Below are 17,013 nucleotides of genomic sequence, written 5' to 3'. Positions count from 1 at the left end.
TGCCCTGCCGGAAAGGAGGAGCGGAGCCCACCGCCCCCGGGGGAGGACGCGGGGTCTCACGCGATCGTATTCGACCAAACCGATGGCGAAGGATCAATCAGGCCTCCGCACATCACGTTCTCAGCCCGGCCGCCTCCTGCAGCGCTTGCGACAGCGTGATGTTCATCTCGAACGCCAATGCCGCCTCCTCGACGACGGTCTCATGCTCCGCCATCGCCGCGCCGGCCTGCTCCAGCACGTCGCGGTAGTCGTCCTTGAACCGCGGGATATCAGCGATCTCGGGGAATTCGTAGAACGACGTCGCCTCGGGCCGTAGCTCGAGCGAACGCGCGAGAATCTTCTTGATGATCTGGCCGCCGCTGAGATCACCGAGATAGCGCGTATAGGCATGGGCCAGCAGCCGATGGCCGGAGCCGGCTCCCGCTTCCTGGATGACCCGGACATAGGCGATGGCCTCGGGCAGCAGCGGCAGAGGGCTCGCGTCGAACCACGCAAGATCAAGCTTGATCGCAGCACTGCGATGCAGCTCCGGCCGCACGATGCGGCCCATCACCGGCGTTCCCTGATGGCGGAGCAGCTCCGCTTCGAGCGTCTCGTAGACCGGCAGCAGATTGCGCAACAACAACGCGTAGGCCTGCCGCGTGCCGCGCCCCCGCAGCAGCTCGGCGACGATCCCGGTCCGCTCCGCGGTGACGTGCAGCGTCTTGGTACGCTCGCGCATCGCCTGCAATAGACTGGCCGGGCGCGCACTGCGTCCGGCCGTCTCGATCCGATCCAATTCGACTCTGTCCAACATGCCTCGACCTGCAGGAGTCAGCGCGGCGGCGCCAGCCCGTGTTTCACGCCCCAGTCGAACCAGCTGTCGACGACGGTGCCCGACAGTAGGATACCGATGCCGCCGGTCAAGGGACAAAGCACGGCGAACCACCAGGCCCAGCGATGGATCGATTCGGCCGTGGCATTGAAGCCCATCGTCCAGCGCCAGAACAGCGCACCGCGTTCGAAGGCCGTGCCGCGGTCGACGATCTGCTCCAGCTCACGCTCGCCGCCGTATCGGCTGATCGCGAGCACCGTCGCGCCATGCATCGCGAACAGCAGCGCCGATCCGTACAGGAAGGCGATCGAGAGCATGTGGAATGGGTTGTAGAACAAATTGCCGTGGGTGATGGAGAAGTTGTTGGTCCAGTCGAGATGCGGGAAGATGCCGAACGGCACCGCCTCGCTCCAGCTCCCCATGAAGATCGGCCGGATGAAGCCGAGCACCAGATAGAGCCAGATCGCCGCCGCGAACGCCCACGACACATGCGTGCCGAGGCCGAGCGCCCGGGCGCGGCGATAGGTGCGCGCCCACCACAGCAGGATCGACGTCGTCAGGAAGAAGCCGGCCATCAGCCACCAGCCGCCCTCCTGCAGCGGCGGGAATATCTGCAGGCCGTATTCCGGCGCCGGCGGCTGCAGCGCCAGCCACGGGAACTGTCGAATGAACTCGAGCGGGCTCCAGTTCACCGACGCCAGCATGTTGAGACCGATGATCTCGATCGCGACGAAGCCGGACATCAGCGAGGCGAGGCCGAGGAAGCCGAGATAGACCGGCCCCACCTGGGCGTCGCCGACCTTGCCGAACCAGTAGTTGAAGCTGCCCTTGCCGAGCCGCTCCCAGATTCCGGGCTCGATCGGGATGCCCGGGTAGATCGCACTGCGAACTTGGATCTGCGTGAAGATGTTCTGGTATTGGGCCATGGTGACCTCTCCTTGAACTCATTGCGGCGGCGACCAGATCGGGACCCTGCGCCACCACTCCCACCAGTCCGACCAGGCATTGCCTTCCGGCAGCAGCCAGGCGGGACCGGAGATGACGATGCACACCGCGCTGAAGAACACGGCCGACAGCGCCAGGAACAGGCCGACCCGGTGGATGCCGAGCGTGCCGACCGAATAGCCGATCAGATCTCGGAACATCGTGTTCTCGTGCTCCGGCGACTTCATCTCCTCACCCCGGCCCGGATTGCTGGCCGAGAGGATCAGTCCGCCGTGCAAAGCGAGCGCGAGACACGTCGTGAAGAAGAACGTGATCGCGATCATGTGCGCGGGGTTGTAGTGGAAGTTGCCGAACTGATAGCCGGTGTTCGACACCCAATCGAGATGGGTGATGATGCCGTAGGGGAAGGCGTAGCTCCACGAGCCCATCAGCACCGGACGGATCACCTCCAGCGTGAAATAGGCGAAGATCGCAAAGCCGAAGGCGAACGGTACGTGATAGCCGATCGCGAGCTTGCGGCAGATCTCGACCTCCCGCAGCGCCCAGGAGACGAATGCGCCATGCGCGCACACCGTGATGAGCTGCCAGAAGCCGCCCTCGGTGAGGGGCGCGAATGACAGCCCGTATTTGGCGTCGGGCGGGTTGATGCTGATCTGCCAGAGATTCCACGTCGGTCCGAGCGCCGTGGCGTAGAGGATCAGCGCCACGCCGACGAAGGTGAAGAAGATCGTCGTCACGCCGAAGAAGCCGACATAAAACGGTCCGACCCAGAAATCGAAGAGGTCACCGCCGATCAACGTGCCGCCGCGGACGCGGTATTTTCGTTCAAAGCTGAGCATTGCCATCGGTCCTGCCTCCGCTGCCCGTCGCTCGATATGCTGCGTGTCGTATCGTCGTGTCGTGAATTCGTGGACAAGAGGATTTGGGAAGCGGGCGAACGGGGTCTGCCGCCGTCGCACGTCCGCTTCCCTCTGGTCGTCGAGCTGTTAGCTGAGCTTCAGCGGGGTCGCCGGCTCAGAGATCGACGACGTCTTCGCTGCACGCGGTCCCTCCAGCCAGTTGAACCGGTTGGTGCTGAGCAGGATGAAGTGAATCACCAATGCCAGCCCGAACAGGAACACGCCGAGAGCCACGAGAACCCTGCGGGGATCGAACAACAACCACAAGCGCCACATAGTTTTCTCCTTTCGATCAGGTCAGGTAGGAGAGCACGATATTGGCGTAGTGGGTCGCCCCATCCAGCGCCGCCGCCTTGTAGCCAGTCGGCCCGGGCAGCCAGGGACGCCACATCCAGGCGAGAATGTGGGCGACGATCGCAACCGCCGTGAAGACCACAAAGCTCGTCATGAAGATGCTATGGAATTCCCTCGCCTCCGCTTCGGTCAGCCCCGACAGAGAGCCTCCCTTGTTTGGTACGTCCACCATAGTGGTACCTCCTGGTGTTGGCCTTTCGGCCGGATGCCACTCACCGAGATGAGCGGCGTCGAAGCGCCATCCCGTCGCCGGGATGGCATCCATGCGGCGAGCCGCACGAATTCCTAGCAATACTTGGAGAGCGAACTCACAGCTCTCGAAACTCATAACCCCATGAAGGACGAGGTCGCGCAGTTCGCGGCCTTGATCCTTGCTTCACCGACGATCGCGCCGAGCGGCGCGGGCCGGTGGCCGGTGATGATGGAGCCGATCCGGCGCAGCACGCCCTCGACCATCAGCACGGCGAAGCACACCGCGTAGACCAGGAGATAGTCGATGCGCTCGCGCGATCTCGGCGCGACGTCACGATCAATGCGCTCGTATAACGACATCGTGCTCTCCCTCTCCGCTATCCCCGTGCCTATGCGGCCTGGCCCGTTGCGAGCTGCGACCGCGCATGCGCGAGAACGTCCTCCGTCACCTTGTCCAACCCGGCCTGGCGCGCGCCGCGCTCGGCCGCGTCGCGCAGCCGCTTGGCCGCCGAAATCCGCACCAGCACCGGCTGCGTCTCGATGATCTGATCCAGCGCGAGCTTGGCCCCGTCATCCCACGGCAATTCACGCTCGAGTCGCGCCGGCGTCGCCGCGATCTGGTCGAGCTGGGTGGCGAGCGGCAGGATGTTGAACAGCGCATCGAACAGCGCGTTGCAGACCTCCTGCACGACATAGGTCGCGCCGGAGTAGCCCATGAACGGCGTGCCGGTGTGGCGGCGGATCACCGTCCCCGGGAACGAGGCCGGGATGTAGATCGACCGGTTGCCGGCTTCCGCCGCATACATGCGCTCGTTATAGCTGCCGAACAGCACCAGCGGCGGCCGCTCATGGATGGCCTTGCGGATGGCGTCGTTGTCGGTCTTGGCGCCGGCGCAGCGCGAGATCGCGAAGCTGCAGGGCAGCCCGAGCTCGGTCTCCAGGAAATTGCGCAGGCCCCGCGCGTAGGTCTCGGACGCGACGATGCCGAAGCTCGCGGTGCCGAAGAAGTCCTGCGTCACCGAGCGCCACAGGTCCCACAGCGGCTTGATCGTCGTATGCTTCTCCCGGGTGATGAACGGCTCGGGATCGAGGCCGAGCATCTCGCCCAGGGAGCGCAGGAATTTCGTCGTCGAATGCAGCCCGATCGGCGCCTGCAGATAAGGCCGCTCCAAGGTCTCGCACAACAGCCGCCCGAACTCGCGATACATGCAGACGTTGACGTCGGCATCGACCAGCTTTCCGACATCGGCGAGATGGCTGCCGAGCGGAAACACCATGTTGATCTCGGCGCCGATGCCTTCGAGCAGGCGACGGATCTCGGCGACATCCGACGGCGTGTTGAAGGTGCCGTAGATCGGGCCGATGATGTTGACGCGCGGCTTCTCGCCGTCCTTGCGAGGCCTGCGCTCCGGGATCTTGCGCAGGCCGTATTCGCTCCACAGCCAGCTCAACGCGCGGTTGGCGCTCTGCCACTGGTCCTCGTCGATCGTGCGGGGCAGGAAGCGCTTGATGTTGGAGCCTTCCGGCGTGACGCCGCCGCCGATCATCTCGGCGATCGAGCCGGTGACGACCACCGCCGGCAGATCCGGATCGAGTGCCGCGCGGGCGCGCTTCATCGCCTGCTCGGTGCCCTTCTGGCCGAGCTCGTCCTCGCCAAGCCCTGTCACGACGATCGGCAGCTCGTGCGGCGGCAGGCCGTCGGTGTAGTGCAGCACCGAGGTCACCGGCAAATTCTCGCAGCCCACGGGGCCGTCGATGATGACCTGCAGGCCCTTGATCGCGGTGAAGGCGTAGACCGCCCCCCAATAGCCGCCGGCGCGATCGTGGTCGAGGATCAGCATCACACCATCTCCTCGGACGTGCGCTTCCTGGCCTGCGCCGCGACCGCCTTGCGGAACTTGTCGCGGAATTCGGGACGTTCGACCGGTGTGACCTGCCACACGCCAGCATTGTCGCCCTCGCCGACACCTTCGAAGAAGTCGCGCATCTCGTCGAAGCGCGCCTTGCCTGCGATCGCCGCGTTGACGACCTGCGCCAGCGAGCCGGCTCCGGAGACACCAAACAGCGGCCGCGCCGAGATCAGATTGGTGAAGTAGAGTGACGGGATCGCGCGCGCCTTGGCCTTCTGCACGACCGGCGTGGTGCCGATGGCGAGATCCGGCGCGAACTCATCGACCGCCGCGAGATCCTGCTCCAGCGAGGCGCGGTACTGCACGCGCACACCGCGGCTCTCGAGCCAGGCAAAATCGGCCTCCGACCAGCGCGTGCGCGGACAGGCGGTGCCGACATAGCGCAGATCGGCGCCGCTCTCGGCCAGCAGACGCCCGACCAGCAGCTCCGATCCCTCATATCCCGACAGCGTGATGCGGCCGCGGATCGGCGTGGCCGCAAGCGCCGCGCGAATTGCCGGCAGCACCGCGTTCTTCGCCGCGTCGATCTGCGCGCGCCCGACGCCGCAGGTCTTGCCGACAGCTTCCAGCCAATCCGCGGTGCCATCGCAGCCGACCGGCGCCGAGCCGATGATCGGACGGCCCGCCGTCTCGAACTCGCGGATCGAAGCCGTGTAGAACGGGTGGATCGCCGCCACCGCCGCACAATCCAGCGCGCCATAGAGCTCGCGCCATTCGCGCGTCGGCACGGTCGGACCAGCGGCAAGGCCGAGCGGCGCCAGCATCATGCCGATGCCAACGGGATCGGCGGGGAATATCTCTCCCAGCAGGGTGATGGTCGGCTTGTCGCCGCGTGGCGCCCGCGGCGTCTGCACCGGGCCCTGCTCCGCCTCGCGGCGCGCGTAGTTCAGCATCGCGCCGGCGAGCACATCCTTGGCCTCGGTATGGGTCGGCACACCAAAACCTGGAACGTCGATGCCGATGATGCGGACGCCGTTGATCTCCTTCGGCAGGATCTGCAGCGGCACGCCCGAGGCGGTGGGGACGCAGAGATTGATGATGACGACGCAGTCGTAGTTGGCGGGATCGGCCAGCTTGAAGACCGCCTCACGGATGTCCTCGAACAGTTTTCCGGTGACCAGCGTCTCCGAGTTGAACGGGACGTAGCCGACGCTGCGCCGCGCGCCGTAAAAGTGCGAGGTGAAGGTCAGGCCGTAGACGCAGCAGGCCGAGCCCGACAGCACGGTGGCGGTGCGGCGCATGCGCAGGCCGACGCGCAGCGAGCCGAACGCCGGGCACATGCTCTGCGGCTGATCGTGCGGCCCTGCCGGATAATCGGCCGCGTACCGCGCCAGCACCTCGCTCTTGCCGGCGGCATCCGCCGCACGCTTGAGCTCGGCCTTGCCGGCATGACAGCCGAGCGCCTCGGGCTGCACCGGCAGGAGGCCTGCCTCTGCGCCGCTCTGCGCGCTCATTGCCTGATGGACCACAGGATCGCTCATTGCATTCCATTCCGCTCGTCGGCCGATCCCATCACAAATTGTCGTAGATCACTTCGAGCGAAGGCTTGGTCACCGCGGCGCTGCCACACATGTCTTCGAGCGTCGCCTGCTCCAGCACGACGCCGCGTCCCACATCCGAGCCCTTGAACAGACCGAGCAGGCCGTCATGCGTCAGGGGGTGCGGATGCTGCGGCGGCGCCTCGGCGACGTTCTTGGCGAGATGCTCGAACAGCGGCGCCCAGGGCGTTCCAGGCCGGCCGATGATCTGATAGCTCGCGCTCTTGCGGCGGATGTCGTCGTCCGCCGGGATCGAGGCCAGCACCGGAATGCCGGTCGCCTCGGCAAATGCGGCGGCCTCGCCGGTGCCGTCGTCCTTGTTGATGACGATGCCGGCGACGCCGACATTGCCGCCGAGCTTGCGGAAATACTCCACCGCCGAGCAGACATTGTTGGCGACGTAGAGCGATTGCAGATCGTTGGAGCCGACGATGATCACCTTCTGGCACATGTCGCGCGCGATCGGCAGGCCGAAGCCGCCGCAGACGACGTCGCCGAGGAAGTCCAGCAGCACGTAGTCGAAGCCCCAGTCGTGGAAGCCGAGCTTCTCGATCAGTTCGAAGCCATGGATGATGCCGCGTCCGCCGCAGCCGCGGCCGACCTCGGGCCCGCCGAGCTCCATCGCGAACACGCCGTCGCGCTTGAAGCAGACGTCGCCGATCTTGACCTCCTCGCCGGCAAGCTTCTTCTTCGAGGAGGTCTCGAGGATGGTCGGGCAGGCCCTGCCGCCGAACAGCAGCGAGGTGGTGTCGCTCTTCGGATCGCAGCCGATCAGGAGCACCTTCTTGCCCTGCTGGGCCATCATGTAGGACAGGTTGGCGAGCGTGAAACTCTTGCCGATGCCGCCCTTGCCGTAGATCGCGATGATCTGCGTGGCCTTCTTCGGCGCAGCCGTCGACGGCGCATCCGGCTCGATCGCCGCTTCGGCGCGCAGGGCATCGGTCATGTCACTGATCTTGGTCGGGGCATTCATGCGGCAGCTCTCCAGTCCAAGACCATTTTGAGACATGACGGATCGTCGAACGCGGTCCGGTAGGCGCTCTCCGCGGACAGAGCGTCGGCGTGGTGCGTGATCAGCCCGTCCAGAGACAGCCTGCCGGTGTCGATGAGATTGCGCACCGCGAGCAGATCCTCGTGCTTCCATTCGGCGGCGACGCGGATCGCCGCCTCGCGCATGAAGGCCGGGGGGTAGGAGAAGGAGAGCGGCGCACTGTAGAAGCCGGCGAGGATGATCTCGCCACGTGGCGCCAGGCGAGCAATGAGGCTGTCGAGCAGGCCGGCATCGCCGCTGGCATCGAAGATCAGGCGATAGTCGCGTCTGCTGTCCTCTGCGGGATCGATGACGCGATAGCCCGTCGCGCCAACGGCGCGCTCCGGATTGCTCTCCCACACCACGGGCGGATCGCCGCCCATCGCCACGATCAGCCGTGCCAGCAGACGGCCGAGCACGCCATGGCCAACCACGCATTCGGCCTGGCCGTCACCACCGATTGACAATGCATGATAGGCGGTGGCCGCCAGCGCCAGCAGCACGCCGCGCTCGCCGGTCGTTTCATCGATCGCAACAATGCGCTGCGCGGGAACGTTGAGGCGCGAGGCGGCGGCGCCAAACAGGCTCCTGACCTCGCCGAAGCAGCGCGCCGCGCCCGGCACGAACACGCGCTCGCCTTTACGAAAACCGGAATGCGGGGCGGCGTGCGCGACGCGGCCCACCGCCTCGTAGCCCGGCACGAGCGGATAGCCCATGCCGGGAAACTGGGGCATGCGGCCTTCGTACAGCAGCCGTTCGGTACCGGTGCTGATCGCGCTCCATTCGATGTCGACGGTCAGGCAGTCCGGGACGTCTGCGAGCAGCAGGTGCTGCAGCGACAATTGCCTCGGCCTCCCCAGTACGACGGCGATCGCGTCCATAGCCCAACTCCCCGGCGACGCCCGCTTAGTTACGGGTGTCAGGTTAGCCTGACTGAAAGAAGTGTCAATATTTATTTACAGTCCGGGTGTCAGCTTTTCGCGACAATCACGCTTGCGATCAGCGGAATTCGCGTACGAAGTACTCGCACCTGCGAAAAACCCGCCGCCTGGAGCAGGTCGCGCAAGCGGGCGGCGCTGCGCGGCCGCCCCTGTCCCATCGCGCGGAGATAGATCTCGAAATAGGCGCTGACGCCGTCGGCCCCGCCGGCCGCCTCGCGCATCGGCTCGCCCAGCAGCAGCACGCCATCGTCAGGCAAGGCGGCGCGCACCTTCGCGAGCAACCGCGCCACGGCGTCGTCGTCGTGATCGTGCACGACACGAATCAGCGAGATCACGTCGGCGCCCGTGGGGAGCGGATCATCGTGGAAGCTGCCCGGATAGATCATGACGCGATCGGCGAGCCCGGCCCTGGCGAGACGCTCCTTCGCGATCGCGGCGACCCCGGGCAGATCGAACAGCTTGAGCTGCACTTGCGGCGCAGCCCGCGCGGCGGCGGCGAGGAAGCTGCCGTCACCACCGCCGACATCGAGCAGGCAACGGTGGCCGCTCAGGGGATAGGCTGCGAGGACGATGTCCGCGATCATCGGCTGCGACGCCGCCATCAGCGCCGTGTAGGGCGCGACGCTGTCGGGTGTCAGCGCATCGCCGGTCTTGTCCAGCGCATACGGCCAGTACTGTGCGAGCCGGCGCTGGCGGTCATGTCCGCGCAGCAGCGCCACGGGATCGGTGAGATCGGCATACAGCGCGGCGTGATGTCGAACCATGGCGGCGATGCCGGGATTGCCGAGCAGCGCCGCGCCGAGCGGCCCGAGCCCGTAGCGCGCCGCACCGCGGCGCTCGAGCAGCTGAAGCGCGGACGCCGCCTCGCACAGGCTGAGCATCACGTCGGAGGCCATCGCCGCGCGCGACGCCAATGTCGCGACATCGCGGGGGCCGGAACGCAAGCCTTCGAACAGATCGAGTTGCACGCAGGCCGCCAAAGTCTGCGAATAGACGAAGCCGGCGCAGAGATCGAACAGCTGCGCGGCACGCTTGCGCGCGATCGGCCGCGTCAACGGAAACGCCGCCGCCCAGCGTTGAAACGCCGCACTCGCCAGCAGCCCGTCCCGCCAGCCGCGCCAGCGATCGCCGAAGCTGACCGGCGCCGGCGTGTTGTGGCGGATGGCCCCGGGCATGGCGCTAGGGCTCCAACCACGAAGGTTGCGCTGGCTGACGCAGTTGATTGGTCCGAATGGCTCGACACACGCAGGTGCCCACCCTCCCCTGGAGGGGGAGGGTCGCCGCGCGCGAAGCGCGCGGCGGGGTGGGGTGGGCTCGGAAATTGGTGCTTATGAGTCCCGATGCTCTTCGCTGCGCCTGCCTAAGCCTGCGGGGTATCACCGGCACTGCGCGCGCGGATGGGCTGTCACCCCACCCCGCCGCGCGCTTCGCGCGCGTCGACCCTCCCCCTCCAGGGGAGGGTGAGCAACGCTCGTGTGGTGAGACCGTCGCCATCCCATGCGGCCGAACAATCACGCCGCCGACTGCGCCAGGCGGCGCGGAACGAGGCGCTTGGCTTCCTGCTCCATCAGGACGCGCAGCTCGTGCGCGTGGGCGCAGGGCGGCATGGTGCGGATGCCGTCGGCGACGAGATCGTGCAGATAGCTGACGGCGCCGGTGAGCCCATAGATCAGCACGGCGTTGGGCCGCCCATGCGCGGCGTCCTGGCCAACGGGCTTGCCCGCCTCCTCTTCGTCACTGGCGGCATCGCGAATGTCGTCGGCGACCTGATAGGCCTCGCCAATGGTCTCGCCGAGCGTGCGCCACGCTTCCGGATTCTCATGCCCTGCCGCAGCGGCACCCGACACGGTGGCCGCCGCAAACAGCGCGCCGGTCTTGGAGCGGTGATAGCGCGACAGATCGATCTGCGGCTCGCATTCCCAGGCTTGTCCAGCCGAGATGCCATGCGGCACGCCGACGGCATCGCCGATGGTCGCGATCAGCTGCGCCAGCCGCAGCGGCGAGCAGCGCGACTTGGCGAGCGTCTGGAAGGCGAGCACGATCAGCGCATCGCCCGCGAGCACCGCGAGCGGCTCGCCGAACGCGGCATGCACCGAGGGCCGCCCGCGTCGCAGCGCCGCGTTGTCGAAGCACGGCAGATCGTCATGCACCAGCGAGGCGCAGTGCAGCAGCTCGATCGCGGATCCCGCCGCATCGGTCGCGGCCGGCTCGTCGTCGCCGCAGGCGCTGGCCACCGCATGACAGAGCCGCGGACGAACCCGCGCCCCCTTGGGAAACACCGCGGACTGCATGGCGGCCGAGAGGCGCGGCGGGCATCCGGGCCGGTCGGCCAGAGCGACCGCTGTGACGAGGGATTTCTCGATCCGGGCCATCACGTCCATGCCAGCCTCCCCTGCCGCGAGGCCATGCCGGCCCTCGCCTATGTAAATTTCAACTTACACCCATGCTGTAAATCATGCTAGACATTTCCTGCGTCAGGCCGGGCGGACAGGAGCAGAAGTGATGGCCGATCACCGCGTGATCGTGGTTGGCGCCGGCGTCGCCGGCCTCAGCGCCGCGCTCACCCTCGCCGCGCGCGGCGCTGCCGTGACCGTGCTGGAGCGCGCCGCCGTACCCGGTGGCAAGATGCGCCAGATCGCGATCGGACCTGCGCGCATCGATTCCGGGCCGACCGTGTTCACAATGCGCTGGGTGTTCGACGAACTGTTCGCCGACATCGGCACGTCGCTCGACGATCACCTCACCCTGACCCCACTCGACGTTCTCGCCCGCCACGCCTGGACCGACCGCAGCCGGCTCGATCTGTTCGCCGACGAGGAGCAATCGGCCGACGCCATCGGCCATTTCGCCGGACGCAGCGAGGCCGAGGGCTATCGCGCGTTCTGCCGCGATGCCCGCCGCATCTTCGAAGTGCTCAAGGATCCCTTCATCCGCACGCCGGCGCCGAGCATGACGCATCTCCTGCGCACCGCCGGCTTTCGCGACCTCACCGCGATCCGCCCATTCCAGACGCTGTGGAAGGCGCTCGGCGGCTATTTCCACGATGCCCGCCTGCAGCAATTGTTCGGCCGCTACGCGACCTATTGCGGCTCGTCGCCGTTCCATGCGCCGGCGACGCTGATGCTGGTCGCCCATGTCGAGCAGTCCGGCGTCTGGCTGATCGACGGCGGCATGCACGAGCTCGCCGCGTGCCTCGCGGCGCTGGCGCGGCGCCACGGCGTCACCATCCGCTATGACGCCGAGGTCGCCGGCATCGCGACGAACGCCGGCCGCGCTGCGGGCGTGCAGCTCGCCAATGGCGAGCAGATCGCCGCCGACGCCGTCATCGCCACCGCCGATGTCGCGGCATTGGCGCAGGGCCTGTTCGGACCCGAGGCGGCGCGAGCCCTCCCCGCCATCCCGGAATCGGCGCGCTCGCTCTCGGCGATGACCTGGAGCTGCATGGCGCGCGCCGACGGCTTTCCGCTGTTGCGTCACAACGTGTTCTTCTCGCGCGACTCCCGCGCCGAGTTCGAGCAGTTGATCGACCGTCGCACGATGCCGCAGGAGCCGACCGTCTATGTCTGCGCGCAGGTGCGCGACGACCAGCCGCGCGAGGCTGCGACGAGCGAGCCGCTGTTCGTGCTGATCAACGCCCCCGCCACCGGTGACCATCACAGCTTTGCTCCCTCGGAGATCAGCCAATGTGCCCGCCAGACCTTCGACCTGTTGCAGCGCTGCGGCCTCAGCATCGCGACGACGCCGGAATTGACCCGCGTGACGACGCCGACGGACTTCAACCGGATGTTTCCGGGCACGGGGGGCGCGCTGTACGGCCGCAGCTCGCACGGCTGGATGGCATCGTTCCAGCGGCCGGGCGCGCCGACGAAGCTGCCGGGGCTCTACGTGGCGGGGGGCAGCGCGCATCCGGGACCGGGCGTGCCGATGGCGGCGCTGTCGGGCCGGATGGCCGCTGCACGGGCGATCGCGGACCTCGCTTCGACCGCATTGTCCCGGAAGACGGCTATGCATGGTGGTACGTCGACGCGCTGAGCGATGACGGGCGATTCGGCATCACGCTCATCGCCTTCGTCGGCAGCGTGTTCTCGCCGTACTACGCGTGGGCGCGGCGGCGGCGAGCGGCCGATCCCGAAAATCACTGTGCGCTCAACGTTGCGCTCTACGGCGCGCGTGCGCGGCGCTGGGCCATGACCGAGCGCGGCCGCGGCGCGATCACGCGCGAATCTGCCAGCCTCGGGCTCGGTCCCAGCAGCCTCGCCTGGAACGGCCGCGAACTCACCATCGAGATCAGCGAGGTCAGCGTGCCCTGGCCGCTGCCACTGCGCGGTCGCGTCCGCGTCGTGCCGACGGCGCTGAACGAGATCGCGTTCACGCTCGATGCCGAGGGACGCCATCGCTGGCAGCCGATCGCGCCATGCTGCCGCGTGTCGGTCGATTTCGATCATCCGGATCTGCGCTGGCGCGGCGACGGCTATTTCGACATCAACCATGGCGACGCGCCGCTGGAGCGCGACTTCCAGAGCTGGCAATGGTCGCGCGCGGCGACGCGCACCGGCACCGTGATCTCGTATGACACGGTCGCACGCGACGGCGCCAATGCGTCGCTCGCGCTGCACGTCGACCCCGCGGGCCGTCTGGAATCGATCACGCCGCTCACGGAGGCGCCTTTGCGCAAGACGCTGTGGCGCGTCGACCGCAGCGCCCGCGCCGACGCCGACGCACCGGTGCGCGTCGTGAACACACTGGAGGACGCCCCGTTTTACGCGCGCTCCCATCTCGCCGCCCGTCTGCACGGCGAGGATGTCGAGGTGATGCATGAGAGCCTGTCGCTCGACCGCTTCCAGATGCCGATCGTGCAGGCCATGCTGCCGTTCCGGATGCCACGGTGGTGAGGATGGGACAGGGGCGACGTTGGCTGCAGTCGCTGGCGAGCGCAGCGGACCTGCAATGGTCGCGGAACGACGGCGGAATGCGACGAGACGGATTCCGATAATAATAAATCTCTTGCTATTTATCTGAAATCATGATTGTCTACGCGCATCCCGCCTCACCGCAGAGGGGCGTAGCGCGCGATCGTCACGACACGCGAGGTGGGGATGCGATGGCCGCGAGAGATCGCAGCATCCTCTTCGACGAGGGTGCCGACGAACGATGTCTTGCGGACGTGAAGTCGCAGCGTCCTGATACCCCGACGCTGGTATCAAGCCGCGATGGCACTCATGTGCCGCGTGGTGATGGTGGCCAACAAGCCCGGCGCACCAGGGAGACTGCGTATAAGCGTGAAGACCGTCGCGCAGGGAATGCCGGTTGAACCGGCTTTGCCTGTGGTACCTGCCGCCTGCATTTTTTCTGCAGGCGGGCCATGGGTGAGGCCTTCACCCGGCATTCCCTGCGCCCTCTGCACTGTTTGCGAGGGACAAGATCATCGCAGACTCGGGCAACCTCTGCCGCGAGAACGCGAAGCCATGTCGATCGCTGTTTGAGACGTGAATCCGCCTCCCCCACCCTACCGCTTCTCCGCTTCGCGCTCCCTGGCCTCGCGCTCGGCGCGCCGGCGGTCGAGGCGGCGGCCTTGCCATTCGAGCACGAGCCAGCCGAGCACACACATGGTGACTACGACGAATTCGAGCAGGCCGCCCATCTCGCTCATGGCGCGTCACTCATCGCGTCTCACCTGGTGTCCAGCTCATGACTTCGCGTGTCATGACATCGCAGCCGAGCCACACTGGTCGCGCCAATGCGATCGTACCGTCGTACGCGAGTCGTCTGATGCCTGATGGCGACGACCTCGCGTCCCTAGGACGACCGCCCCGAGCGCAACAACTGATCGCGTCGCTCCAGGCGCTCGAACAGGTCGAGCACCCACAGCGCGCGATCGTGAACAGTCCGGCGCGGCGGCGCGATGGCGTGCGGGCGCTGCGCATCCGCCGCGACGACCGCCTCGATCAAAATGCGCGCCTCCGGCCGCGCCGGCGCCAGCGACGGCTGCTCCTGCAGCAGCGACATCACCGCCGCCTTGCCGAGAAGCTGCAGCTTGCGCGGCATCGAGACGAATGCGCGCCGCGACAGCGAATCGAATTCGGCACGTGCGACCTCGCGGCCGATCTCGGCATAGATCAGCCGCGCCGCATGGATGCCGGGCCGGGAACTCCACGGCAGATCGGCGATGCCCGCCGAAGCGCGCGCATAGAACACGTCGGCGACCGCGAGCAGTCGCGCGGTGACACGCCCGATGCGGTCGTCGAAGAACGGCGCGGCACGCCAGGTCTCGATATCGAGACCCGCCTCGCGCAGCCATTGCCGCGGCAGATAGAGCCGGCCGGCGCGCGCGTCCTCGCCGACGTCGCGGGCAATGTTGGTGAGCTGCATGGCGATGCCGAGGTCGCAGGCGCGTCCGATCGTCTCGGCCTCGCGCCGATTCATCAGCAGCGACATCATCACGCCGACCGTGCCGGCGACGCGCACGGCATAGGCGAGCACGTCGCTCAGGGTCTCATAGCGGCGGCCCTGCGCATCCCAGGCGAGACCTTCGAGCAGCGCCTCCGGCAGCGCGCGCGGAATCGTGAACTGCGCCACGACGCCGGCCAGCGCGCGATCGACGGGACTGTCGTCCGGCGTGCCATGATAGATCCGGTCGAGCCGTTCGTGCAGCAGCTCGACGGCGTCGACGCGTCGGTCGGGCCCGTCGATCGCATCATCGGCCTCGCGGCAGAACGCGTAGAGCGCGACGGCGGGATCGCCGACCGCGCGAGGCAACACTTTCGAGGCGGCAAAGAACGTCTTCGATCCGCCCCGCAACATCCGCCGACAGATCGCAATGTCCGTTTGCCAGCTCATCGGCGCTCCAGCTCATGCGGCGCGGGCACGAGATCATCGAGCACACGCGCCGAGGACAGCACGCCCGGCAGGCCGGCGCCGGGATGGGTGCCCGCGCCGACCAGATAGAGCCGCTCGACCTCTTCGCTCTTGTTGTGCGGCCGGAACCAGGCGCTCTGCATCAGCACCGGCTCGAGCCCGAACGCCGCGCCGCGATAGGACGACAGGCGATGCTCGAAATCATCCGGCGTCAGCAGCCGCGACGTAACGAGCTGGCCGGCAAGGTCCGGCAGCAGCGTGTCGCTCAGCGCGGCCTCGATCCGCTTGCGGAACGGCTCCGCGGCGGAAGCCCAGTCGATGCCGCTCTGCTGATGCGGCACCGGCGACAGCACGTAGAAAGCATCGCAGCCATCGGGCGCCAGTGACGGATCGGTCGCGGTGGGGCGATGCAGATAAAGGCTGAAATCATCCGCCAGCACCTTGCGGCGGAAGATGTCGTCGAGCAGGCCGCGATAGCGCGGGCCGAGCAGGATGGTGTGATGCTGAACGTCATCATAGCGGCGCTTCGTGCCGAAATACCAGACGAACAGGCTCATCGAGTAGCGCGCACGGTCGATGCGCGCATCGGTCCAGCGCCGGCGCGGCACGCTCGGCAGCAGATGCTTGTAGGTCCAGGCCGCGCAGCCGTTGGAGACGACTGCATCGGCGGCGATCGTCTCACCGGATGCGAGCCGCACGCCGGTCGCAACACCGTTCTTCGTGGTGATCTCGGCCACGGGCGCCGAGCAGCGCACCTGGCCGCCCTGCCCCTCGATCAGGCTGACGAGCCCTGTCACCAGCGCGCCGGTGCCGCCGATCGCAAAGTGCACGCCCCAGCGCCGTTCGAGATAGGCGATCAGGCAATAGATCGACGTGGTCGTGAACGGGTTGCCGCCGATCAGCAGCGGATGGAAGCTGAGGATGACGCGCAGCCGCTCGTCGCGGACGTAGTGCGAGACGAGGCCATAGACCGAGCGAAAGCTCCGCAGCTTGATCATCGCCGGCGCGATCTTTGCCATGTCCATGAACGACAGGAACGGCACGTCGCCAAGCTCCTCAAAACCCTTTCTGAAGATCGCCTCGCTCGCCTTCATGAAGCGCTCGTAGCCATCGACGTCGCCGGGTGCCAGCCGCGCCACCTCGGCGCGCATCTCGGCCGGGTCGCCCGAGCAGTCGAACACGGTGCCGTCGTCGAAGCGGATGCGATAGAATGGGGAGATAGGCTTGAGCGTGACGTCGTCGGACATCTTCCGACCGCACAGCTGCCACAGCTCCTCGAACAGGAACGGCGCGGTGACGATGGTCGGGCCGGCATCGAAGGTGAAGCCATCCTGGCGATGCACATAGGCGCGGCCGCCGGGCGCATCGAGCTGCTCGTAGACCGTGACGCGAAAACCGCGCGCACCGAGCCGGACCGCTGCGGCGAGGCCGCCGAAGCCGGAGCCGATCACGACCGCATGCGGCCGGTCTCCGAGCACAGCCGGGACAGCGGCCTTGATGGTGGAGACGTCGAGCATCGACGAAAGCGTAAATCG

Annotated in this window: 17 protein-coding genes; 2 read left to right on the top strand and 15 right to left on the bottom strand. The window is 67.2% G+C overall.

Annotated features, from left to right (window positions below; translation table 11 throughout):
• Positions 1–112: 112 nt before the first annotated feature.
• The 12 genes from QX048_RS09485 to QX048_RS09430 form a co-directional block, all read right to left on the bottom strand.
• Positions 113–796: a biliverdin-producing heme oxygenase gene (locus tag QX048_RS09485; protein WP_315714309.1), complete on the bottom strand. Its 684-nt coding sequence runs from the start codon at positions 794–796 to the stop codon at positions 113–115.
• 17 nt (positions 797–813) lie between these two features.
• Positions 814–1,740 carry a photosynthetic reaction center subunit M gene (gene pufM / locus QX048_RS09480; protein WP_315750173.1) on the bottom strand — a complete coding sequence of 309 codons (927 nt, stop codon included), beginning with the start codon at positions 1,738–1,740 and terminating at the stop codon, positions 814–816.
• Between the two features lie 18 nt (positions 1,741–1,758).
• Positions 1,759–2,604 carry a photosynthetic reaction center subunit L gene (gene pufL / locus QX048_RS09475; protein WP_315810497.1) on the bottom strand — a complete coding sequence of 282 codons (846 nt, stop codon included), beginning with the start codon at positions 2,602–2,604 and terminating at the stop codon, positions 1,759–1,761.
• Positions 2,605–2,745: 141 nt separating this feature from the next.
• Positions 2,746–2,934, bottom strand: coding sequence for a light-harvesting antenna LH1, alpha subunit (pufA, locus tag QX048_RS09470; protein WP_315714306.1), 189 nt, complete (start codon positions 2,932–2,934; stop codon positions 2,746–2,748).
• A 16-nt stretch (positions 2,935–2,950) separates the two neighbouring features.
• A complete protein-coding gene (gene pufB, locus QX048_RS09465) occupies positions 2,951–3,184 on the bottom strand; it encodes a light-harvesting antenna LH1, beta subunit (protein WP_315714305.1) in 234 nt (77 codons plus the stop codon).
• Between the two features lie 152 nt (positions 3,185–3,336).
• Positions 3,337–3,564 (bottom strand): hypothetical protein, encoded by a 228-nt coding sequence (locus tag QX048_RS09460; RefSeq protein ID WP_315827731.1) that lies wholly within the window; start codon positions 3,562–3,564, stop codon positions 3,337–3,339.
• A 29-nt stretch (positions 3,565–3,593) separates the two neighbouring features.
• The gene (bchZ, locus tag QX048_RS09455) at positions 3,594–5,045 is read right to left on the bottom strand and encodes a chlorophyllide a reductase subunit Z (RefSeq protein WP_316172526.1); all 1,452 of its coding nucleotides are present in this window, start codon (positions 5,043–5,045) and stop codon (positions 3,594–3,596) included.
• On the bottom strand, positions 5,045–6,595 hold the full coding sequence (bchY, locus tag QX048_RS09450) for a chlorophyllide a reductase subunit Y (RefSeq protein ID WP_316172527.1): 1,551 nt from the start codon (positions 6,593–6,595) through the stop codon (positions 5,045–5,047). Before bchY ends, bchZ begins: the two co-directional genes overlap by 1 nt.
• A 31-nt stretch (positions 6,596–6,626) precedes the next feature.
• Positions 6,627–7,625: a chlorophyllide a reductase iron protein subunit X gene (locus QX048_RS09445; protein WP_316172528.1), complete on the bottom strand. Its 999-nt coding sequence runs from the start codon at positions 7,623–7,625 to the stop codon at positions 6,627–6,629.
• On the bottom strand, positions 7,622–8,563 hold the full coding sequence (bchC, locus tag QX048_RS09440; RefSeq protein WP_316172529.1) for a chlorophyll synthesis pathway protein BchC: 942 nt from the start codon (positions 8,561–8,563) through the stop codon (positions 7,622–7,624). Before bchC ends, QX048_RS09445 begins: the two co-directional genes overlap by 4 nt.
• Before the next feature lie 89 nt (positions 8,564–8,652).
• Positions 8,653–9,798 (bottom strand): methyltransferase, encoded by a 1,146-nt coding sequence (locus tag QX048_RS09435; protein WP_316172530.1) that lies wholly within the window; start codon positions 9,796–9,798, stop codon positions 8,653–8,655.
• 336 nt (positions 9,799–10,134) lie between these two features.
• A complete protein-coding gene (locus QX048_RS09430) occupies positions 10,135–11,004 on the bottom strand; it encodes a polyprenyl synthetase family protein (protein ID WP_315827725.1) in 870 nt (289 codons plus the stop codon).
• 121 nt (positions 11,005–11,125) lie between these two features.
• Here QX048_RS09430 and crtD point away from each other — a divergent pair, with 121 nt between their 5' ends.
• Together crtD and QX048_RS09420 are read left to right on the top strand one after the other, a co-directional pair.
• Entirely contained in the window at positions 11,126–12,655 is a 1,530-nt protein-coding gene (gene crtD, locus QX048_RS09425) for a 1-hydroxycarotenoid 3,4-desaturase CrtD (protein ID WP_316172531.1), read from the top strand.
• A 155-nt stretch (positions 12,656–12,810) separates the two neighbouring features.
• Positions 12,811–13,515, top strand: a complete 705-nt coding sequence (locus QX048_RS09420; RefSeq protein WP_316172532.1) for a hydratase — start codon at positions 12,811–12,813, stop codon at positions 13,513–13,515.
• 614 nt (positions 13,516–14,129) lie between these two features.
• On the opposite strand, the gene QX048_RS09415 is transcribed toward QX048_RS09420, so the two are convergent.
• The 3 genes from QX048_RS09415 to QX048_RS09405 form a co-directional block, all read right to left on the bottom strand.
• The gene (locus QX048_RS09415) at positions 14,130–14,273 is read right to left on the bottom strand and encodes a hypothetical protein (RefSeq protein ID WP_316172533.1); all 144 of its coding nucleotides are present in this window, start codon (positions 14,271–14,273) and stop codon (positions 14,130–14,132) included.
• Between the two features lie 146 nt (positions 14,274–14,419).
• Entirely contained in the window at positions 14,420–15,460 is a 1,041-nt protein-coding gene (locus QX048_RS09410) for a phytoene/squalene synthase family protein (RefSeq protein WP_316186760.1), read from the bottom strand.
• On the bottom strand, positions 15,457–16,995 hold the full coding sequence (locus QX048_RS09405) for a phytoene desaturase (RefSeq protein ID WP_316186759.1): 1,539 nt from the start codon (positions 16,993–16,995) through the stop codon (positions 15,457–15,459). Before QX048_RS09405 ends, QX048_RS09410 begins: the two co-directional genes overlap by 4 nt.
• Between the last annotated feature and the right edge of the window lie 18 nt (positions 16,996–17,013).

Source organism: Bradyrhizobium sp. SZCCHNS30572 (assembly GCF_032484415.1).
GTDB lineage: Bacteria > Pseudomonadota > Alphaproteobacteria > Rhizobiales > Xanthobacteraceae > Bradyrhizobium.
The sequence above is the reverse complement of the archived record's forward strand: the minus strand, read 5'-3'. Positions and strand labels throughout refer to the sequence as shown.